Source organism: Variovorax sp. OK212 (assembly GCF_900112425.1).
GTDB lineage: Bacteria > Pseudomonadota > Gammaproteobacteria > Burkholderiales > Burkholderiaceae_C > Variovorax.
In genome coordinates this window covers 192,324-207,623 of the sequence record NZ_FOLP01000010.1, presented here as the reverse complement: position 1 = coordinate 207,623, position 15,300 = coordinate 192,324, and the positions used below count along the sequence as shown (strand labels likewise).

The following is a 15,300-nucleotide window of genomic DNA, read 5'->3' as shown; positions in this document are numbered from 1 at the left end:
GCGATGCTCAGCGCGCTTCGAGAACGGCGCGTGCCGCTTCGGCAAACCCGGTGCCGCGTTCGCCCAGCGTCACATAGCGCGGCAGGTGCTCCAGCTGCGGCACGAAGCGCGCCACGTTCGCCACGCCGATGCTGTGCGCGAAGCTGCGGAACATCAGCTGGTCGTTGGTCGAGTCGCCCACGTAGGCCCAGCGGTCCATCTCGTCGTCGAGCCTGCGGCCCCACAGTTCGCGCGTGATCCAGCGCGCGCCCTCGAGCTTGTCGTTGTCGCCGTACCAGCCGTTGATGTGGATGCTGCTCACGGTGGCGTGCATGCCTTCGCCGCGCATCAGCGCCACCACCTGCGCGATGGTGGCGTCGCTCAGCTGAACGAACTCGCTGTGGTCGATGGCGATGTCGGTCTCGCGGCCCGGCGAGTCGGTGGCGCGCGCGGCGCCCGGGATCTCGCGTTCGATGCGCGCGAGCACGGCCTGCATGCGCGCGAAGTTGGCGGCGCGCGCGGCGGCGTCCTGCTGGTAGCGCTTCTCGATCTGTCCGTCGGCCTGGGGCAGCAGCGCCACCGCGCCGTTCTCCGCCACGATGGCGTCGATCGGCCAGGTGTTCACGAACGGCAGGCTCCAGCCCACCGGGCGACCCGTGATCGCCACCACGGACAGTCCCGCGGCCTTGAGGTTGCCGAGCGCCTGCAATGCATCGGGCGTGATCGCGCCGTCGTGCGTCAGCGTGTCGTCGATGTCGGTGAACACGCCGACGAGCGCGCGGCGCGCGGCGGCCTCCCACCGGGTCAGCGGCAACAGGTGATGGGGCGAGGAGGGCAGGGACGACGACGAAGGCATGGCGGGGACGCGGCAGGAGTCTGTGGGGAGCCGCGATCCTAACGGCGCTCCCCAACAGCGCTTTCCGAAGGCGCTTTCGTGTAGCATCCCGCCCCCCACCGCCGTCTCGTGTCACCGAGGCCGGTGCGGCGCCTTCCATGTCCCATATCGTCGTCGACCAACTTCTCAAGACCTACCGCATCTCCGAGCGCGACCCCGGCGTGATGGGGGCGCTGCGCGGGCTCGTGCAGCGCCGCCACCGCACGGTGGAGGCGCTGTCGGGCGTGTCGTTCTCGCTCGAGCGCGGCGAGCTGCTGGGCTTCATCGGGCCGAACGGCGCGGGCAAGTCGACCACCATCAAGATCCTTGCGGGCATCCTGCGGCCCGACGGCGGGCGCGTGACGGTCGACGGGCGCGACCCCTTCGCCGACCGCGAGCGCCACGTGGCGCGCATCGGCGTGGTCTTCGGCCAGCGCACGCAGCTGTGGTGGGACCTGCCGGTGGGCGACGGCTTCGACCTGCTGCGCGACATCTACCGCGTGGACCCCGCGCGCTACCGCCGCACCCGCGACGAACTGGTCGCGCTGCTGCACCTGGAGCGCGTGCTCGACCAGCCGGTGCGGCAGCTGTCGCTGGGCCAGCGCATGCGCGCGGAGATTGCCGCGGCGCTGCTGCACGAGCCCGACATCCTGTTCCTCGACGAGCCGACCATCGGCCTCGATGCGCCCTCGAAACTGGCCGTGCGCGACTTCGTGCGCCGCGCCAACCAGGAGCGCGGCACCACCGTGCTGCTGACCACGCACGACATGCACGACATCGAGGCGCTGGCCCGGCGCGTGATCATCATCGGCCACGGCCGCGTGCTGGCCGACAGCCCGGTCGAGGCGCTGCGCGCGCAGGTGATGGCCGAGCGGCGGCTGGTGGTCGACTTCGCGCAGGACGCGCAACTGCCCTTGCAGGTGGCCGGCGCCAGAGTGCATTCGCGCGACGGCCAGACATTGGTGCTCGACTTCGACCCGGCGGTGAGCACGGCTCCCGCGCTCATTGCACGCATCGCCGCCGAGCATGCGGTCGAGGACATTCGCCTCGAGGGCCTGGCGATCGAAGCCGTCATCGCGCGCTTCTACGCCATGCATGGAGCGGGCGAAGCGTGACGGCCCTGCGCGAGCTGGCGCGCCCCTACGTCGCGGCCTTCGCGTCGCGCTTCCTGCAGATGCTGCAGTACCGCACCGCCGCGCTCGCGGGCTTCGTCACGCAGTGCTGGTGGGGCGGCATCAAGGTGATGGTGCTCGCCGCGTTCTACGGCGGCGCGTCGATGGCCGGTGCGCCGATGTCGCTCGCGCAGGCCATCACCTACTCCTGGCTCGCGCAGGGGCTGCTCGCGCTGCTGCCGTGGCTCGGCGACCCTGAAGTGGCGCAGGCGGTGCGCACCGGCGCCGTGGCCTACGACCGGTTGCGGCCGGTCGATGCCTATGCGCTGTGGTTCGTGCGCAGCGCGGGCTGGATCGCCGCGCGCGTGCTGCCGCGCCTGGTGCTGATGGCGGCCTTTGCCGCGGTCGCGTTGCCGCTGGCCGGCCTGGGCGACTGGGCCTGGCAGCCGCCGTCGAGCGTGGCCGCCGGGGTCGCGTTCCTGGCGTCGAGCGTGCTCGCGCTGCTGCTGTCGACCTCGATGGTGATGCTGCTGAACATCGCGACGGCCGCGGCGCTCAACGAGCGCGGCATCAACGCGCTGGCGGGCCCGGTCGTCATCGTGTTCTCGGGCAACCTGCTGCCGCTGGTGCTGCTGCCCGACGCCTGGCAGACGGCGCTGCTGCTGCAGCCCTTCGCCGGCGTGGTCGACATTCCCGCGCGACTGTACTTCGGGCTGATGAGCGGGCCGCAGGCGCTGGTCGGCCTGGGCCTGCAGTGCTTCTGGATCGTGGTGCTTGTCGGGTTCGGCCATGTGGCCATGGGGCGCACGATGCGCAAGCTGGAAGTGCAGGGGGGCTAGATGAAATCTTGCTGCCCGAGAACGCATGGCGCAGACAAGGCGCCGGGATGAATTCCCTGAGCCTCTTCTTCCGCCTCGTCGGGGCGTCGCTCAGCGGCCAGGCGCACTACCCCGCCTCGGCGCTGATGCGAACGCTGGGGCAGTTCCTCGCGACCGGCATCGAGGTGGTCGCCGTGTGGGCGCTGTTCCATCGCTTCGGCGAGGTGCAAGGCTGGACCCTGGGCGAGGTGGCCGTGTTCTACGGCCTGGTGAACTGCATGTTCGCCATCGCCGATGCGCTGGGCCGCGGCTTCGACGTGCTGGGCACCGAGTTCCTGCGCACCGGCGCGTTCGACCGGCTGCTGCTGCGCCCGCGCCCGCTGGCGCTGCAGCTGATGGGCCACGACCTGCGCATCAGCCGCGTGGGCCGCCTGTTGCAGGGCGCGCTGGTGCTGGCCTTCGGCGCGTCGCAGGCCGGCATCGCCTGGACGCCCGGCGCGGTGGCCGTCGCGCTGTTCGCGCTGGCCGGCGGCGTGGCGCTGTTCCTCGGCATCCTCGTGCTGCAGGGCACGCTGTCGTTCTGGACCGTGGAAAGCCTGGAGGTCGCCAACGTGCTGACCTACGGCGGCGTGCAGGCGGCGCAGTTTCCGCTGGCGCTGTATGCGCAGTGGTTCCGCCGGGTGCTGACCTTCATGGTGCCGCTGGCCTGCGTGGCGTACTACCCGGTGCTGGCGATCCTGGGCAAGCCCGACCCGCTGGGGGCGCCAGGGTGGACGGGCTGGGTGTCGCCGCTCGCGGGGTTCTTGTTCCTTGCGGCGGCGTTCGGGGCCTGGCGCTTCGGGTTGCGCCGCTATGCGTCCACCGGAAGCTGAGCCGGGCGCTCAGCCGATCAGGAATCGCACGCGGTAGCGCAGCGTGCGCGTGCGCTTGGCGCCGCCCAGTTCCTCGAAGTTGTCGTCTCCGCCCATCGATGCCGCGGCACCGCCTGCCGACGCCCATTGGTAGTCGCCGTAGGCCCCCGAGTTCTGTGCCTGCGAACCCAGCTCCTCGACCTGCGCAACCGCGCCCAGCGTGACGCCGGCTTCTTCCGCCAGGACCAGGGCCTTGCCGCGCGCCTGCCGGATGGCCGCGGTGCGTGCCGCGGTCTCGGCGCCTTCCGGTGCCTCGAAGCAAGGCTGCTGCATGTCGACGCTCATCGTGTAGCGCGCGTTCGTGAACAGGGGCTCGAGCGCATCGAGCGCTTGATAGAGGCGCCGCGTCTCCCGGCAGGCGATCAGCACGCGGTGCGCCACTTCCTGGCCCACGCTGCGTTTCAGGTACCAGGGCTGCCAGGCGTCGCGTCCACCTTCGGAGATTTCGTCGGAGGTCAGCCCCGCCTCTTTGAGCGTGCGGATCGCGTCGTTGCGCAGGCTGCTTGCTTCGGCCAGCGCCACTTCGGTCTTCGATGCCTTGACGGTGATCGTCAGCGTGGCCCGCTGCTCGACGACCGTTTCGACCAAATCGCCGAGCCCCGCGACCTGGATGTAGGTCTCCATGGATGTTTCTTATCCCGCGCTCTGCAGCGCCAAGCCCGCATGCTCGCGCAGCGGATGGAAGTGGATCTTCGGGAACCGCTCCTGCGCCAGCCGCACGTCGTACGGCGAGGTGCACAGAAAGGCCAGCGTGTCCGCCGCGTCCTTGGCCATGCGCACCGGGTACGCATTGACGAACTCGCGCAGCTCGGCCGGGGTGTCGGCCGTGATCCAGCGCGCGCCGGTGTACTGGCAGCCTTCGAGGCGCACGTCGGCGTCGTACTCGGCCTTCAGGCGGTGCTGCACCACTTCGAACTGCAGCTGGCCGACCGCGCCCAGCAGCATCGGGCCGCCGACCTCGGGGCGGAACACCTGGATGGCACCTTCCTCGCCGAGCTGGGCCAGGCCCTGCTGCAGCTGCTTGGTGCGCAGCGGGTTCTTCAGGATGACGGTCATGAACAGCTCGGGCGCGAAGAAGGGCAGGCCGGTGAACTGCAGGCTCGCGCCGTCGGTGATGGTGTCGCCCAGCTGCACGCCGCCGTGCGTGGTGAAGCCCACGATGTCGCCCGCGTAGGCCTCTTCCACCGCCTCGCGGCGCTGGCTCATGAAGGTCACCACGCTGGTGGGGCGCAGTTCCTTCGAGGTGCGCTGCACCTTGAGCTTCATGCCCGGCGTGTACTTGCCCGAGGCCATGCGCACGAAGGCGATGCGGTCGCGGTGGTTGGCGTCCATGTTGGCCTGCACCTTGAAGACCACGCCCGCGAAGTCCTTGTCCTCGGGCTGGATCTCCTTCACCACCGGCTGGCGGTTGACCACCGTGGTGCTGGTGCGCGACTGCGGCTGCGGCGCCAGGTCGACCAGCGCGTCGAGCACTTCCATCACGCCGAAGTTGTTCACGCCGGAACCGAAGAACACGGGCGTCTGCTTGCCGGCCAGGAAGGCCTCGCGGTCCCAGGTGGGCGAGGCGCCGGTGGCGAGTTCCATGCTGTCCATGGCGCTCTCGAAGTCGGCGCCGAAGCGCTTGGTGAGCGTTTCGCGCTCGCTCAGCGCAATGGTCTCGAAGTCGTGCGGCAGCCGCTCGCTGCCCGACTCGAACACCGTCATCGTCTGCGTGCGCAGGTTCATGATGCCCCGGAAGCTCTTGCCCTGGCCCACGGGCCAGGTCATGGGCACGCAGGGCATGCCGAGCTCGCGCTCCACCTCGTCCAGGATGTCCAGCGGCTCGCGCACTTCCCGGTCCATCTTGTTGACGAAGGTGATGATGGGCGTGTCGCGCTGGCGGCAGACCTCGATCAGCCGGCGCGTCTGCGCTTCCACGCCGTTGGCCGCGTCGATCACCATCAGCGCCGAGTCGACGGCGGTGAGCACGCGGTAGGTGTCTTCCGAGAAGTCCTTGTGGCCGGGCGTGTCGAGCAGGTTGATCACGTGGTCGCGGTACAGCATCTGCATGACCGACGAGGCCACCGAGATGCCGCGCTGCTTTTCGATTTCCATCCAGTCGGAGGTGGCATGGCGCGAGGCCTTGCGCGCCTTCACCGAACCGGCGATCTGGATCGCGCCGGAGAAAAGCAGCAGCTTTTCGGTCAGCGTGGTCTTGCCGGCGTCAGGGTGGGAAATGATCGCGAAGGTGCGACGGCGGCGGGTTTCGGCGAGAAAAGACAAGGTGGGCAATCTGCAGGGGAATTGCCCCGATTTTAGAAGGCCGCCCCAAACCCGCCCGCGGCAGCGGCTTCAGTGCTGCAGGATCTTCGACAGGAACTGCTGCGCGCGGTCCGAGCGCGCCGACGGATTGCCGAAGAATTCCTCCTTGGCGCAGTCCTCCACGATGCGGCCGCGGTCCATGAAGATCACCCGGTTCGCCACCTTGCGCGCAAAGCCCATTTCATGGGTGACGCACATCATGGTCATGCCGTCGCGCGCGAGCTCGACCATCACATCGAGCACCTCGTTGACCATTTCCGGGTCGAGCGCCGAGGTGGGCTCGTCGAACAGCATGGCCACCGGGTTCATGGCGAGGGCACGCGCGATGGCCACGCGCTGCTGCTGGCCGCCGGACAGCTGGCTGGGGAACTTGTGCGCGTGCGCGCGCATGCCGACGCGCTGCAGCAGCGCCATGGAGGCGGCGCGGGCTTCGGAGGCCGTGCGCTTGAGCACCTTGAGCTGCGCGATCGACAGGTTCTCCTCGATCGACAGGTGCGGAAACAGCTCGAAGTGCTGGAACACCATGCCGACCCGGGCGCGCAGCTTGTTGAGGTCGGTCCTGGGGTCGCCCACCGACACACCGTCGACGGTGATGCGGCCCTGCTGGAACGGCTCCAGCGCGTTCACGCACTTGATGAGCGTGGACTTGCCCGAGCCCGAAGGCCCGCAGACCACCACCACCTCGCCCTTGCGGATCTCGGTGCTGCAGTCGGTCAGCACCTGGAAGGCGCCGTAGCTCTTGTTCACATGGCTGATGTCGATCATGGGCGTTCGCCGCGGCGCCTTTCAGCGCGTCAGGAGTTGGTGGAGGGTGTTGGCGACCACCCGGGTGGCCTTGCGCAGTTCGTCCAGCGGCACGCGCTCGTCGGCGCGGTGCCCGTTGGCCTCGAGCAGCGACTCGGGGCCGGCGCCGTACATGACCGTGGGAATGCCCGCCTCGCTGTACAGGCGCGCGTCGGTGTACAGCGGCACGCCGATCTGCGTCACTGGCTTGCCCATGACCTCGCCGGCCTCGCGGCACACCAGCGCCGCCAGCTCGTCGGCGCCCGGCGCGGGCGCGAAGGGGCGGGCCAGCAGGATCTGGCGGATGTCCACCGAGATGCCGGGCAGCGGGCGGCAGGCCGCCTCGATCACTTCGCGCAGTTCGGCCTCCACGGCCTCGGGAGATTCCTCGGGCACGATGCGCCGGTCGATGCGCAGGCTCAGCGCGTCGGCCACCACGTTGGTGTTGATGCCGCCGCCGATCAGCCCGACCACCATCGTGGGATGGGTGATGCCCGGCGTCAGCGAGGGGCGCTCGGCCAGGCCGTCGCGGTAGCGGTAGAGCGCGGGCAGCAGGGTGGCCGCGGCCTCGATGGCGTCGTGGCCGGTGTCGGGCCGGGCGGCGTGCGCCGAGGTGCCGCGCACCACGACCTCCAGGTGCAGGCAGCCGTTGTGCGCCACCACGACGTGGTGCGAGAACGCGGCGGAAAGCACGAAGTCGGGCCGGCTCAGGCCCTTGGACAGGATCCAGCCGGGGCCGGTGACGCCGCCGGTTTCCTCGTCGTAGGTCAGGTGCAGCTCGACCGTGCCGGCCAGCGGCGTGCCCGAGGCCGCCAGGTGCTTGAGCGCGCGCATGGCGAAGGCGTAGGTGGTGAAGTCCGATTTCGACACCGCGGCGCCGCGGCCGTAGAGCCAGCCGTCGCGCACCTCGCCGCCGTAGGGGTCGACGCTCCAGCCCGCGCCCGGTGGCACCACGTCGCCGTGCGCGTTGAGCGCCACCACCGGGCCGTCGCCGAAGCGTTCGCGCACGATCAGGTTGGTCACGCTGCGCATGCCGTGCGCGGCCGCGAACTCGGCGGGCACCGCGTGGCGCTCGACCTCGAAGCCCATGGCCTCGAGCAGGCGTGCCGTGAGTTCGGCATGCGGCGCGCAGTCGCCGGGCGGGTTGTCGGAGGGGCAGCGCACCAGCTCGGCGAGCGTGCGCACCTGCTCGTCGAAGTGGGTGTCGATGAATTGGCGCAGGGTGTCGCGCGCGGGCGTGGAGTCAGTCATGGCAGTGATGGCGGTCGTGGCGGTCAGGGCGGTCAGGGCGGTCAGGGCGTTCAGAGGAAGCGGTCGATGCGAAAGGGGCTGATGTCGACGTCGGTGCGCCCGTGCACGATCAGGTCGGTCACGAGCCGCGCGGTGACGGGCGCGAGCGTGTAGCCGTTGGAGGTCACGGCGTTGAAGAAGCCGGGGCGGCCCGGCACCTCGCCCAGGATGGGGGCGCCGTCGATGTTCACGTTCATGCCGGCCCAGCAGCGCACCATGTGCAGGCCGCGCACGGCGGGCAGCACACGGGCGGCCACCCACAGGTTGCCTTCGATGCTGTCGCGCTCGGCGCGGTTCAGGCGCATGTCTTCATGGAAGGCGGCCGTCCAGCCGCCGCCCACGATGAGGCCGCCGCTGGCCGCCTGCTTGAGGCTCAGGTGCCGGTCGGCATGCGCGACGAGGTGGTCGACCAGCGGCGGCGCGGGCTCGGTGACGATCATCTGCAGCGGCGCGCCCTTGACCGGGACCGTCACGCCCAGCATGCCGCCGATGGCGCTCGACCACGCGCCGCTCGCGTTCACGATGCGCCCGGCATGGATCACGCCGCGCGAGGTGCGCACCACGTAGCCCGCGCCGTCGCCCGGCAGCGCCTCGATGGCCTGCACGTCGCAGCCGCGCAGCATCCGCGCGCCTTGCTGCTGCGCGCGCCGAGCCACCGCGTAGGTGGCGCGCAGCGGATTGATCTTTCCCTCCATGGGGCACAGCTCCGCGCCCAGCAGTTCGCCGGACAGCGCGGGCGACAGGCGCCGCAGGTCGGTGCCGTCGATCACCTGCGCGTCGATGCCGTGGCTGCGTTCCAGCGCGGCCTTGGCCTCGAGGAAGCGCATGCCGGCCTGGCTGTCGGCGACCATGAGGCCGCCGGTGATCTTGATCTCGAGGTCTTCGCCGCAATCGGCCTCGATCTCCTGCCACAGGCGCACCGACATCGGCCCCAGCGGCAGCGTGGCCGCGGCCGGGCCGCCCCCTTCCTGCGCCTTGGCGCCGAAATCGAAGGACAGCAGCTGCACGTGCAGGCTGCCCGCGTTGGCGCCCGAGGCCTGCAGGTTGATGTCGTCGCGGTCGACCACCGTCACGTCCTGCCCGGCCTTCGACAGGTAGTAGCCGAGGCAGGAGCCGAGCACGCCGGCGCCGATCACCAGCACGTCGGTGCGCAGCGGCGCGAAGGGCGCGTGCTCCACGGACCGCGCGAGGTTGGGCGTGATGGCCGGCTTGTGCCCGCCCCACTCGGGTTTCTCGAAACCGAGCGCGCCGGCCGGCACCGGCTTGGCCGGCGGGCGCGGGGCGAAGTACTGCTCGACCTCGGGTGGCCGGCCCGTGAGCTCGGCCAGCAGCCGGCCCGCGGTGGCGGCGCAGTAGCGCGCCTGGCAACGGCCCATGCCCAGGCGCGTGTTGCGCTTGAGCGCGGCCAGCGTGTCGCTGCCGGCGCGGATCTGCTCGCGCACCGAGCCGAAGGTGATCTCCTCGCAGCGGCACAGCAGGGTGTCGTCGGGCACCGCCGCCAGCGTGACGGGCGGCGGCGCGTAGAGCGACCACAGCGCCTGCTGGAAGCACTCGGCCCGGCGCAGGTGGGAGATCGTCTCCGTCTCGGTGGGCCCGGCGAGCCCGTTGGGCCCGGCCGGCGTGGCGGCGGCGACCAGACCGAGGTTGCGCGCCGCGGCGGTGCCGGCCAGCGCGCCGCGCGCCAGGGCCACGCGCGAGCCGCCCAGGTCGGCACCGTCGCCCACCACGTACACGCCGGGCACGCTGGTGGCGCCGTCTTCCAGCGTGACGGTGGCCAGGTGGCCCAGATGCCGTGGCGCGAGCCGGTGCTTGCAGCCCAGCATGCGCGCGAGTTCGGTGGAGGGAATGAAGCCGTAGCCCAGGCACAGCGTGTCGGCCTCGAGGCGCCGCGCCGTCGCGGCGACCATGTGGCCCTGGCGGTCGATCCGCGCCACCTGCACGGCGCGCAGGCCGGCGGTGCCGTTGGTGACGCCGGCTTCGTCAGCCTCGCCTTCCGCCGCCACGACGGTGTGCTCCCACAGCACGGGCACGCCGTGCGCGCGCAGCTGCCGCAGGTAGCGCCAGCCGTCGCGCAGCAGGTCGGGTGCCGTGCGCGCCGCGGCCAGCAGGTCGCGCCATTGGCGCAGCGACGGGCGCGCGGCCGATTCCAGCACGGCAACCACCTTGGCGCCGCCGGCGAGCAGCTCGGCCGCCAGTTGCAGGTTGAGCGGGCCGTTGCCCGCGATCACCACGCGGCGGCCCGGGGCGACCCGGTAGGCGCGGGCCAGCGTCTGGCCGGCGCCGGTGGTCATCACGCCGGGCAAGGTCCAGCCGGGGAAGGGCACGGGGCGCTCGTAGGCGCCCGGGGCAATGACCAGTTGCCTGCAGTTGATGACGTGGGCCCGCCCGTCGATCAGCGCCGCGACCTCGCGCGGCGAAAAGGCGGCCCACACCTGCGCGCCCTGGGCGATGGTGACGCCGGCGGCACGCACGTCGTGTTCCAGCGCGAGCCCCTGCGCGAACTGGCGGTCGGCCGGCGTGGCCGAGCGGTGCGAGGGCGCGAGCGGCTTGTAGAACTGGCCGCCCGGCTCCAGGCGTTCGTCGAGCACCAGCACCCCGGCGCCGGCCCGGCGCGCCGAAAGCGCCGCCGAAAGGCCGGCCGGGCCCGCGCCGATCACCAGCACGTCGACCTGCAGCCGCGCGGGTTCGGCGCCGGCGGCGGGTGCCAGCGGTTGCAGCGGGTCTTCCGCGGTGCCGGCCGGTGGGGTGGAGCGCACCTGCTGGCCGTCGGCCACTTTCGTGAGGCAGGCGCGCTGGCTGGTCCGTCCGTCAACCGTGACGAGGCAGTCGAAGCACGCCCCCATGCCGCAATAAAGACCCCGGCGCTCGCCGCCGCGGGTGTGGCGCATCGCCTTGATGCCGCCGGCCGCGAGCGACGCCGCGATGGTTTCGCCTTCCAGGCCTTCGACCGGTTGCCCGTCGTACCAGAAGCGCACGGGGCGCCCGGCCGGGGTGATGGAAGGGTGGGTCAGTCTGGCGCTCATGGGCAGGTGCGAGGGAAAACGGAAAACGACGTTGACGCGATTGAATGTATACGTATACTACACGTATACGTATACTTCGTCATCGAATTTTCCAAGGACTGCCCCATGACAGCGTTCCGAGGCACCTATACGGTGCTCATCACCCCCATGACCGACGACGGCCTGCACGTGGACGTGCCGGCACTGAAGAAGCTGGTCAATTGGCAAATCGAGGAGGGGATCCACGGGCTGATTCCTCTGGGGAGCACCGGGGAGTTCCTGTCGCTGACGCCCGATGAGCGCCAGTTGGTGATCGAAACCTGCGTGAGCACCGCTGCAAAACGCGTGCCCGTGTTGATCGGCACCGGTGCGGAGTGGACCGACGAGTGCGTGCGGCTGAGCCGCGAGGCCGAGACCATGGGCGCCGACGGCGTCATGATCATTCCGCCGTTCTACAGCACGCCCACCGACGACGAGCTGTTCGCGCACTACCGCAAGGTGGGCGAGGCGATCGGCATTCCGATCATGGTCTACAACAACCCGGCCACGGCCAACGTCGACCTCAAGCCCGAGCTGGTGGCGCGCCTCTCGCGCATCGACAACTGCAAGTACATCAAGGAGTCGACGCTGGAGGTGACCCGCGTGCGCGACATCATCGAGCTGTGCGGCGACCGCATGACCGTGTTCGCCGGCATCCTGGGCTACGAGTCGTTCTGGCTCGGCGCGCAGGGCTGGGTGGCGGTGTGCTCCAACCTCATTCCGAAGATGTCGGCGCGCCTGTTCGAGCTGGTGGCCGACGAGCGCGACATGCCCGCGGCGCTGGCGCTCTACAAGCAGATGCTGCCGATCGTGCGCTGGGTGGGCGGCCACCGCTACGTGGCGGCCTCGAAGGACGGCCTCTCGATGATGGGCCTGCCGGTGGGCAAGCCGCGCGCGCCGCGCCTGCCGCTGCCCGACGCCGACGTGGCGGACCTGCGCCGCGAACTGGCCCGCCTCGACCTGCTGGACTCGATCCGCGCCTGAGGGCCGGCGCCGCCGCACCCCTTCCTGCTTTCTGCCTTCTGCCTCCTGGCTCCTGCCTTTTCCTTTCGTCGCCTCGTTCATTCCCTGAAGGACTTCACCATGAAACTGCTCCCCGCTCTCGCGTCGGCAACGGCACTCTTCATCTTCTGCGCGGGCGCCGCGAACGCGCAGGCGTGCAAGTCGCCGGTGCCCGACTCGGCCCTCGTCAAGAAGGGCACGCTGACCATGTCGGTCAACCCGACGCTGCCGCCGATGCAGTTCGTCGACCAGACCGGCGCGCTCAAGGGCATGCGCGTGGAGCTCGGCGAGGCGATCGCCAAGCGCCTGTGCCTCACGCCGGAGTACGTGCGCATCGAGTTCTCGGCCATGATCCCGGGCCTGCAGGCCGGGCGCTGGGACGTCATCAACACCGGCATCTTCTACACGGAAGAGCGCGCCAAGCTGATGCAGATGCTCATCTACGAAGACCAGGCGATCAGCATCAGCACCGCCAAGGGCAACCCGCTGAAGATCGCCAAGCCCGAAGACCTGTCGGGCAAGAGCATCGGCGTGGAGCTCGGCGGCTTCGAGGAGCGCAAGGCGCGCGAGCTCGACAAGGCGCTCACCGACAAGGGCATGAAGGGCATGACCATCCGCACCTTCGAGAACTTCGCCATGGCGTTCCAGTCGCTGCGTGCGGGCCAGGTCGACGTGGCCCTGTCGATCGACTCGACCGGCGCCGAATACCAGAAGCGCGGCGACTTCGAGCGCGTGCTGCACGGCCTGTTCCCCACGCCGGTGGCGCTGGCCTCGCGCAACAAGGACCTGGCCGCCGCGATGGCCAAGGTCATGAACGACATGAAGACCGACGGCAGCTTCCAGAAGCTGTTCGACCAGTACGGCGTGAAGGCCGTCGACGGCGCCGTGGCCGTCAAGGGCCCGGCGGGCTGAGCCGCGCCGTCACCGAGCACACGAAGGAACGTTCATGGGACAAGGCTGGAGCTGGTCGGGGTTCATCGACTATCTGTTCAATCCGTACATCCTCAGCGGCGCGGTCACCACGCTGTGGCTCACGCTCGCTGCGATCGCGGGCGGGCTGGTCGTGGGGTGCGCGCTGGCCCTGGCCCGCCTGTCCAGCCGCCGCTGGGTGGCCGGGCCGGCGCACTTCTACATCTGGGTGTTCCGCGGCACGCCGCTGCTGGTGCAGCTGATCATCATCTACACCGGCTTGCCGCAGCTCGGGCTGAAGCTGTCGGTGATCGAGTCGGCGCTGCTGGGCCTGATCCTCAACGAGGCCGCCTACCTGGCGGAGATCGTGCGCGGCGGCATACAGTCGATTTCCGCCGGGCAGACCAACGCGGCGCGCGCCGTGGGCTTCAGCAGCGCGCAGACCATGCGCTACATCGTCATGCCCCAGGCCATGCGCCTGATCGTGCCGACGCTGGGCAACAGCATCAACGGGCTGCTCAAGACCACCTCGATCACCTCGGTGATCTCGATGGAGGAGCTGCTGCGCCGCACCCAGGTGCTGATCCAGGAGAAGTTCATGGTGCTCGAGCTGTTCGTCGTCGCGGCCATCTACTACCTGCTGATGACCACCGCCTGGGACTTCATCCAGCGGCGCATCGAGCGCCACTACGGCCGCGCCTACGGCAATGCGAGCGCGCCGGTGGTGCCCGCGGAACCCGCGCTCGAGCAGCGCTAGACAGAAGAGAACGCCCATGAGCACCTACGACCTGATCCTGCGCAACGCCGACATCGCCACCGCGGGCGACCGCTACACCGCCGACATCGGCGTGCGCGACGGGCGCATCTGCGCCATCGCGCAAGGCCTGGACGCCAGCGCCGCGCGCGAGATCGATGCGCGCGGCCGCCTCGTCACGCCGGGCGGCGTGGACGGCCACTGCCACTTCGACCAGCCGACCAGCGACGGCTCGCGCTTCGCGGACGACTTCCTCACGGGCACGCGCTCCGCGGCCTGCGGCGGCACCACCACCGTGCTGCCCTTCGCCGCGCAGCAGAAGGGCCACAGCATCCAGGAAGCGGTGGACGACTACCACCGCCGCGCCGAGGGCAAGGCCGTGATCGACTACGCCTTCCACCTGATCGTGGCCGACGCCACGCGCGACGTGACGCAGCGGGAGCTGCCCGCATTGATCGAGAAGGGCTACACCTCCTTCAAGATCTACATGACCTACGACGACCTCAAGCTGGACGACCGCCAGATCATCGAGGTGCTGGCCACCGCGCGCCGCCACGGCGCGATGACGATGATCCACGCCGAGAACAGCGACTGCATCGCCTGGCTCACCGAGCAGCTGCTCGACGCGGGCCTCACCGCGCCGCGCTACCACGGCAGCTCGCGGCCGATGGCGGTGGAGCGCGAGGCAACGCACCGCGCCATCGCGCTGGCGGAGCTGGTCGACACGCCCATCCTGATCGTGCACGTGTCGGGCCGCGAGGCCGTCGAGCAGATCCACTGGGCGCGCGGGCGCGGCCTGCCGATCCACGCGGAAACCTGCCCGCAGTACCTGTTCCTGAGCGCCGAGGACCTGGGCATCGACCCCGACGATCCGATGCACGGCGCACGCTGCATCTGCAGCCCGCCGCCGCGCGACAAGGCCAACCAGCAGTTCATCTGGAACGGGCTGTCCAGCGGGCTGTTCACCATCTTCTCGTCCGACCACGCGCCCTTCAACATGAACGGCAGCGACGGCAAGCGCGTGGCCGGCGACGACGCCTCGTTCGACCGCATCCCGAACGGCATTCCCGGCGTGGAAACCCGCCTGCCGCTGCTCATGAGCGAGGGCGTGCTCAAGGGGCGCATCGACATCCACCGCTTCGTGGAGCTCACGGCCACCAACCCGGCGCGGCTGTACGGGCTGTACCCGCGCAAGGGCACCATTGCAGTCGGCAGCGACGCCGACTTCGTGGTGTGGGACGTGTACGCCAAGGGGCAGGAGAAGCGGCTCACCAACGACATGCTCCACCACGCCGTCGACTACACGCCGTACGAAGGCATGGCGTTGCGCGCCTGGCCGGGCATCACCGTGTCGCGCGGGCGCGTGGTGTGGGAAGACGGCGAGTTCCTGGCCGAGCCGGGCTCGGGCCAGTTCCTTCCGTGCCTGCGTCCGCGTGCGCCGAACGACGGCAATCCGCTGGACAAATGGCTCTGAAGCCGCCGGGCCGCGCCGCCATGCGGCCCTGATAAGCTCACCCGCCCTTGTG

At 70.2% G+C, this 15,300-nt stretch carries 13 protein-coding genes; 7 read left to right on the top strand and 6 right to left on the bottom strand.

What is annotated here, in order from left to right:
* Positions 1 to 7: 7 nt before the first annotated feature.
* A complete protein-coding gene (locus tag BM004_RS26080; protein WP_093217929.1) occupies positions 8 to 835 on the bottom strand; it encodes an HAD-IIB family hydrolase in 828 nt (275 codons plus the stop codon).
* A 137-nt stretch (positions 836 to 972) separates the two neighbouring features.
* Here BM004_RS26080 and BM004_RS26075 point away from each other — a divergent pair, with 137 nt between their 5' ends.
* From BM004_RS26075 to BM004_RS26065, 3 genes are read left to right on the top strand one after another with little or no spacing between them, the layout of a single operon-like run.
* Entirely contained in the window at positions 973 to 1,968 is a 996-nt protein-coding gene (locus BM004_RS26075) for an ABC transporter ATP-binding protein (RefSeq protein ID WP_093217928.1), read from the top strand.
* Positions 1,969 to 2,027: 59 nt separating this feature from the next.
* Positions 2,028 to 2,804: an ABC transporter permease gene (locus BM004_RS26070; protein ID WP_093217970.1), complete on the top strand. Its 777-nt coding sequence runs from the start codon at positions 2,028 to 2,030 to the stop codon at positions 2,802 to 2,804.
* A 47-nt stretch (positions 2,805 to 2,851) separates the two neighbouring features.
* Positions 2,852 to 3,655 carry an ABC transporter permease gene (locus tag BM004_RS26065; protein WP_093130511.1) on the top strand — a complete coding sequence of 268 codons (804 nt, stop codon included), beginning with the start codon at positions 2,852 to 2,854 and terminating at the stop codon, positions 3,653 to 3,655.
* A gap of 9 nt (positions 3,656 to 3,664) precedes the next feature.
* On the opposite strand, the gene BM004_RS26060 is transcribed toward BM004_RS26065, so the two are convergent.
* The 5 genes from BM004_RS26060 to BM004_RS26040 all read right to left on the bottom strand — a co-directional run bounded on the left by BM004_RS26060 (position 3,665) and on the right by BM004_RS26040 (position 11,091).
* On the bottom strand, positions 3,665 to 4,318 hold the full coding sequence (locus BM004_RS26060; RefSeq protein ID WP_093130510.1) for an SIMPL domain-containing protein: 654 nt from the start codon (positions 4,316 to 4,318) through the stop codon (positions 3,665 to 3,667).
* Positions 4,319 to 4,327: 9 nt separating this feature from the next.
* The gene (locus BM004_RS26055) at positions 4,328 to 5,956 is read right to left on the bottom strand and encodes a peptide chain release factor 3 (protein WP_093217926.1); all 1,629 of its coding nucleotides are present in this window, start codon (positions 5,954 to 5,956) and stop codon (positions 4,328 to 4,330) included.
* Positions 5,957 to 6,025: 69 nt separating this feature from the next.
* Positions 6,026 to 6,760: an amino acid ABC transporter ATP-binding protein gene (locus tag BM004_RS26050; protein ID WP_093217925.1), complete on the bottom strand. Its 735-nt coding sequence runs from the start codon at positions 6,758 to 6,760 to the stop codon at positions 6,026 to 6,028.
* Positions 6,761 to 6,781: 21 nt separating this feature from the next.
* Entirely contained in the window at positions 6,782 to 8,029 is a 1,248-nt protein-coding gene (locus BM004_RS26045) for a M20/M25/M40 family metallo-hydrolase (RefSeq protein WP_093130507.1), read from the bottom strand.
* 50 nt (positions 8,030 to 8,079) lie between these two features.
* Complete coding sequence (locus BM004_RS26040; RefSeq protein ID WP_093217923.1) at positions 8,080 to 11,091, bottom strand: FAD-dependent oxidoreductase; 3,012 nt, start codon at positions 11,089 to 11,091, stop codon at positions 8,080 to 8,082.
* Positions 11,092 to 11,196: 105 nt separating this feature from the next.
* Between BM004_RS26040 and BM004_RS26035 the strand changes: the two genes are divergently transcribed.
* From BM004_RS26035 to hydA, 4 genes are all read left to right on the top strand, one after another.
* Positions 11,197 to 12,093, top strand: coding sequence for a dihydrodipicolinate synthase family protein (locus BM004_RS26035; protein ID WP_093130505.1), 897 nt, complete (start codon positions 11,197 to 11,199; stop codon positions 12,091 to 12,093).
* A 99-nt stretch (positions 12,094 to 12,192) separates the two neighbouring features.
* Positions 12,193 to 13,023, top strand: coding sequence for an ABC transporter substrate-binding protein (locus BM004_RS26030; protein WP_093217922.1), 831 nt, complete (start codon positions 12,193 to 12,195; stop codon positions 13,021 to 13,023).
* A gap of 34 nt (positions 13,024 to 13,057) precedes the next feature.
* The gene (locus BM004_RS26025; RefSeq protein ID WP_093130503.1) at positions 13,058 to 13,777 is read left to right on the top strand and encodes an amino acid ABC transporter permease; all 720 of its coding nucleotides are present in this window, start codon (positions 13,058 to 13,060) and stop codon (positions 13,775 to 13,777) included.
* A 16-nt stretch (positions 13,778 to 13,793) separates the two neighbouring features.
* A complete protein-coding gene (gene hydA / locus BM004_RS26020) occupies positions 13,794 to 15,248 on the top strand; it encodes a dihydropyrimidinase (RefSeq protein ID WP_093217920.1) in 1,455 nt (484 codons plus the stop codon).
* Positions 15,249 to 15,300 lie beyond the last annotated feature (52 nt).

Coding starts and splice junctions, on each gene's coding strand:
- BM004_RS26025 (WP_093130503.1), top strand. CDS start 13,058: ATGGGACAAGGCTGGAGCTGGTCGGGGTTCATCGACTATCTGTTCAAT.
- BM004_RS26070 (WP_093217970.1), top strand. CDS start 2,028: ATGCTGCAGTACCGCACCGCCGCGCTCGCGGGCTTCGTCACGCAGTGC.
- BM004_RS26080 (WP_093217929.1), bottom strand. CDS start 835: ATGCCTTCGTCGTCGTCCCTGCCCTCCTCGCCCCATCACCTGTTGCCG.
- BM004_RS26050 (WP_093217925.1), bottom strand. CDS start 6,760: ATGATCGACATCAGCCATGTGAACAAGAGCTACGGCGCCTTCCAGGTG.
- BM004_RS26065 (WP_093130511.1), top strand. CDS start 2,852: ATGAATTCCCTGAGCCTCTTCTTCCGCCTCGTCGGGGCGTCGCTCAGC.
- hydA (WP_093217920.1), top strand. CDS start 13,794: ATGAGCACCTACGACCTGATCCTGCGCAACGCCGACATCGCCACCGCG.
- BM004_RS26060 (WP_093130510.1), bottom strand. CDS start 4,318: ATGGAGACCTACATCCAGGTCGCGGGGCTCGGCGATTTGGTCGAAACG.
- BM004_RS26045 (WP_093130507.1), bottom strand. CDS start 8,029: ATGACTGACTCCACGCCCGCGCGCGACACCCTGCGCCAATTCATCGAC.
- BM004_RS26035 (WP_093130505.1), top strand. CDS start 11,197: ATGACAGCGTTCCGAGGCACCTATACGGTGCTCATCACCCCCATGACC.
- BM004_RS26040 (WP_093217923.1), bottom strand. CDS start 11,091: ATGAGCGCCAGACTGACCCACCCTTCCATCACCCCGGCCGGGCGCCCC.
- BM004_RS26030 (WP_093217922.1), top strand. CDS start 12,193: ATGAAACTGCTCCCCGCTCTCGCGTCGGCAACGGCACTCTTCATCTTC.
- BM004_RS26075 (WP_093217928.1), top strand. CDS start 973: ATGTCCCATATCGTCGTCGACCAACTTCTCAAGACCTACCGCATCTCC.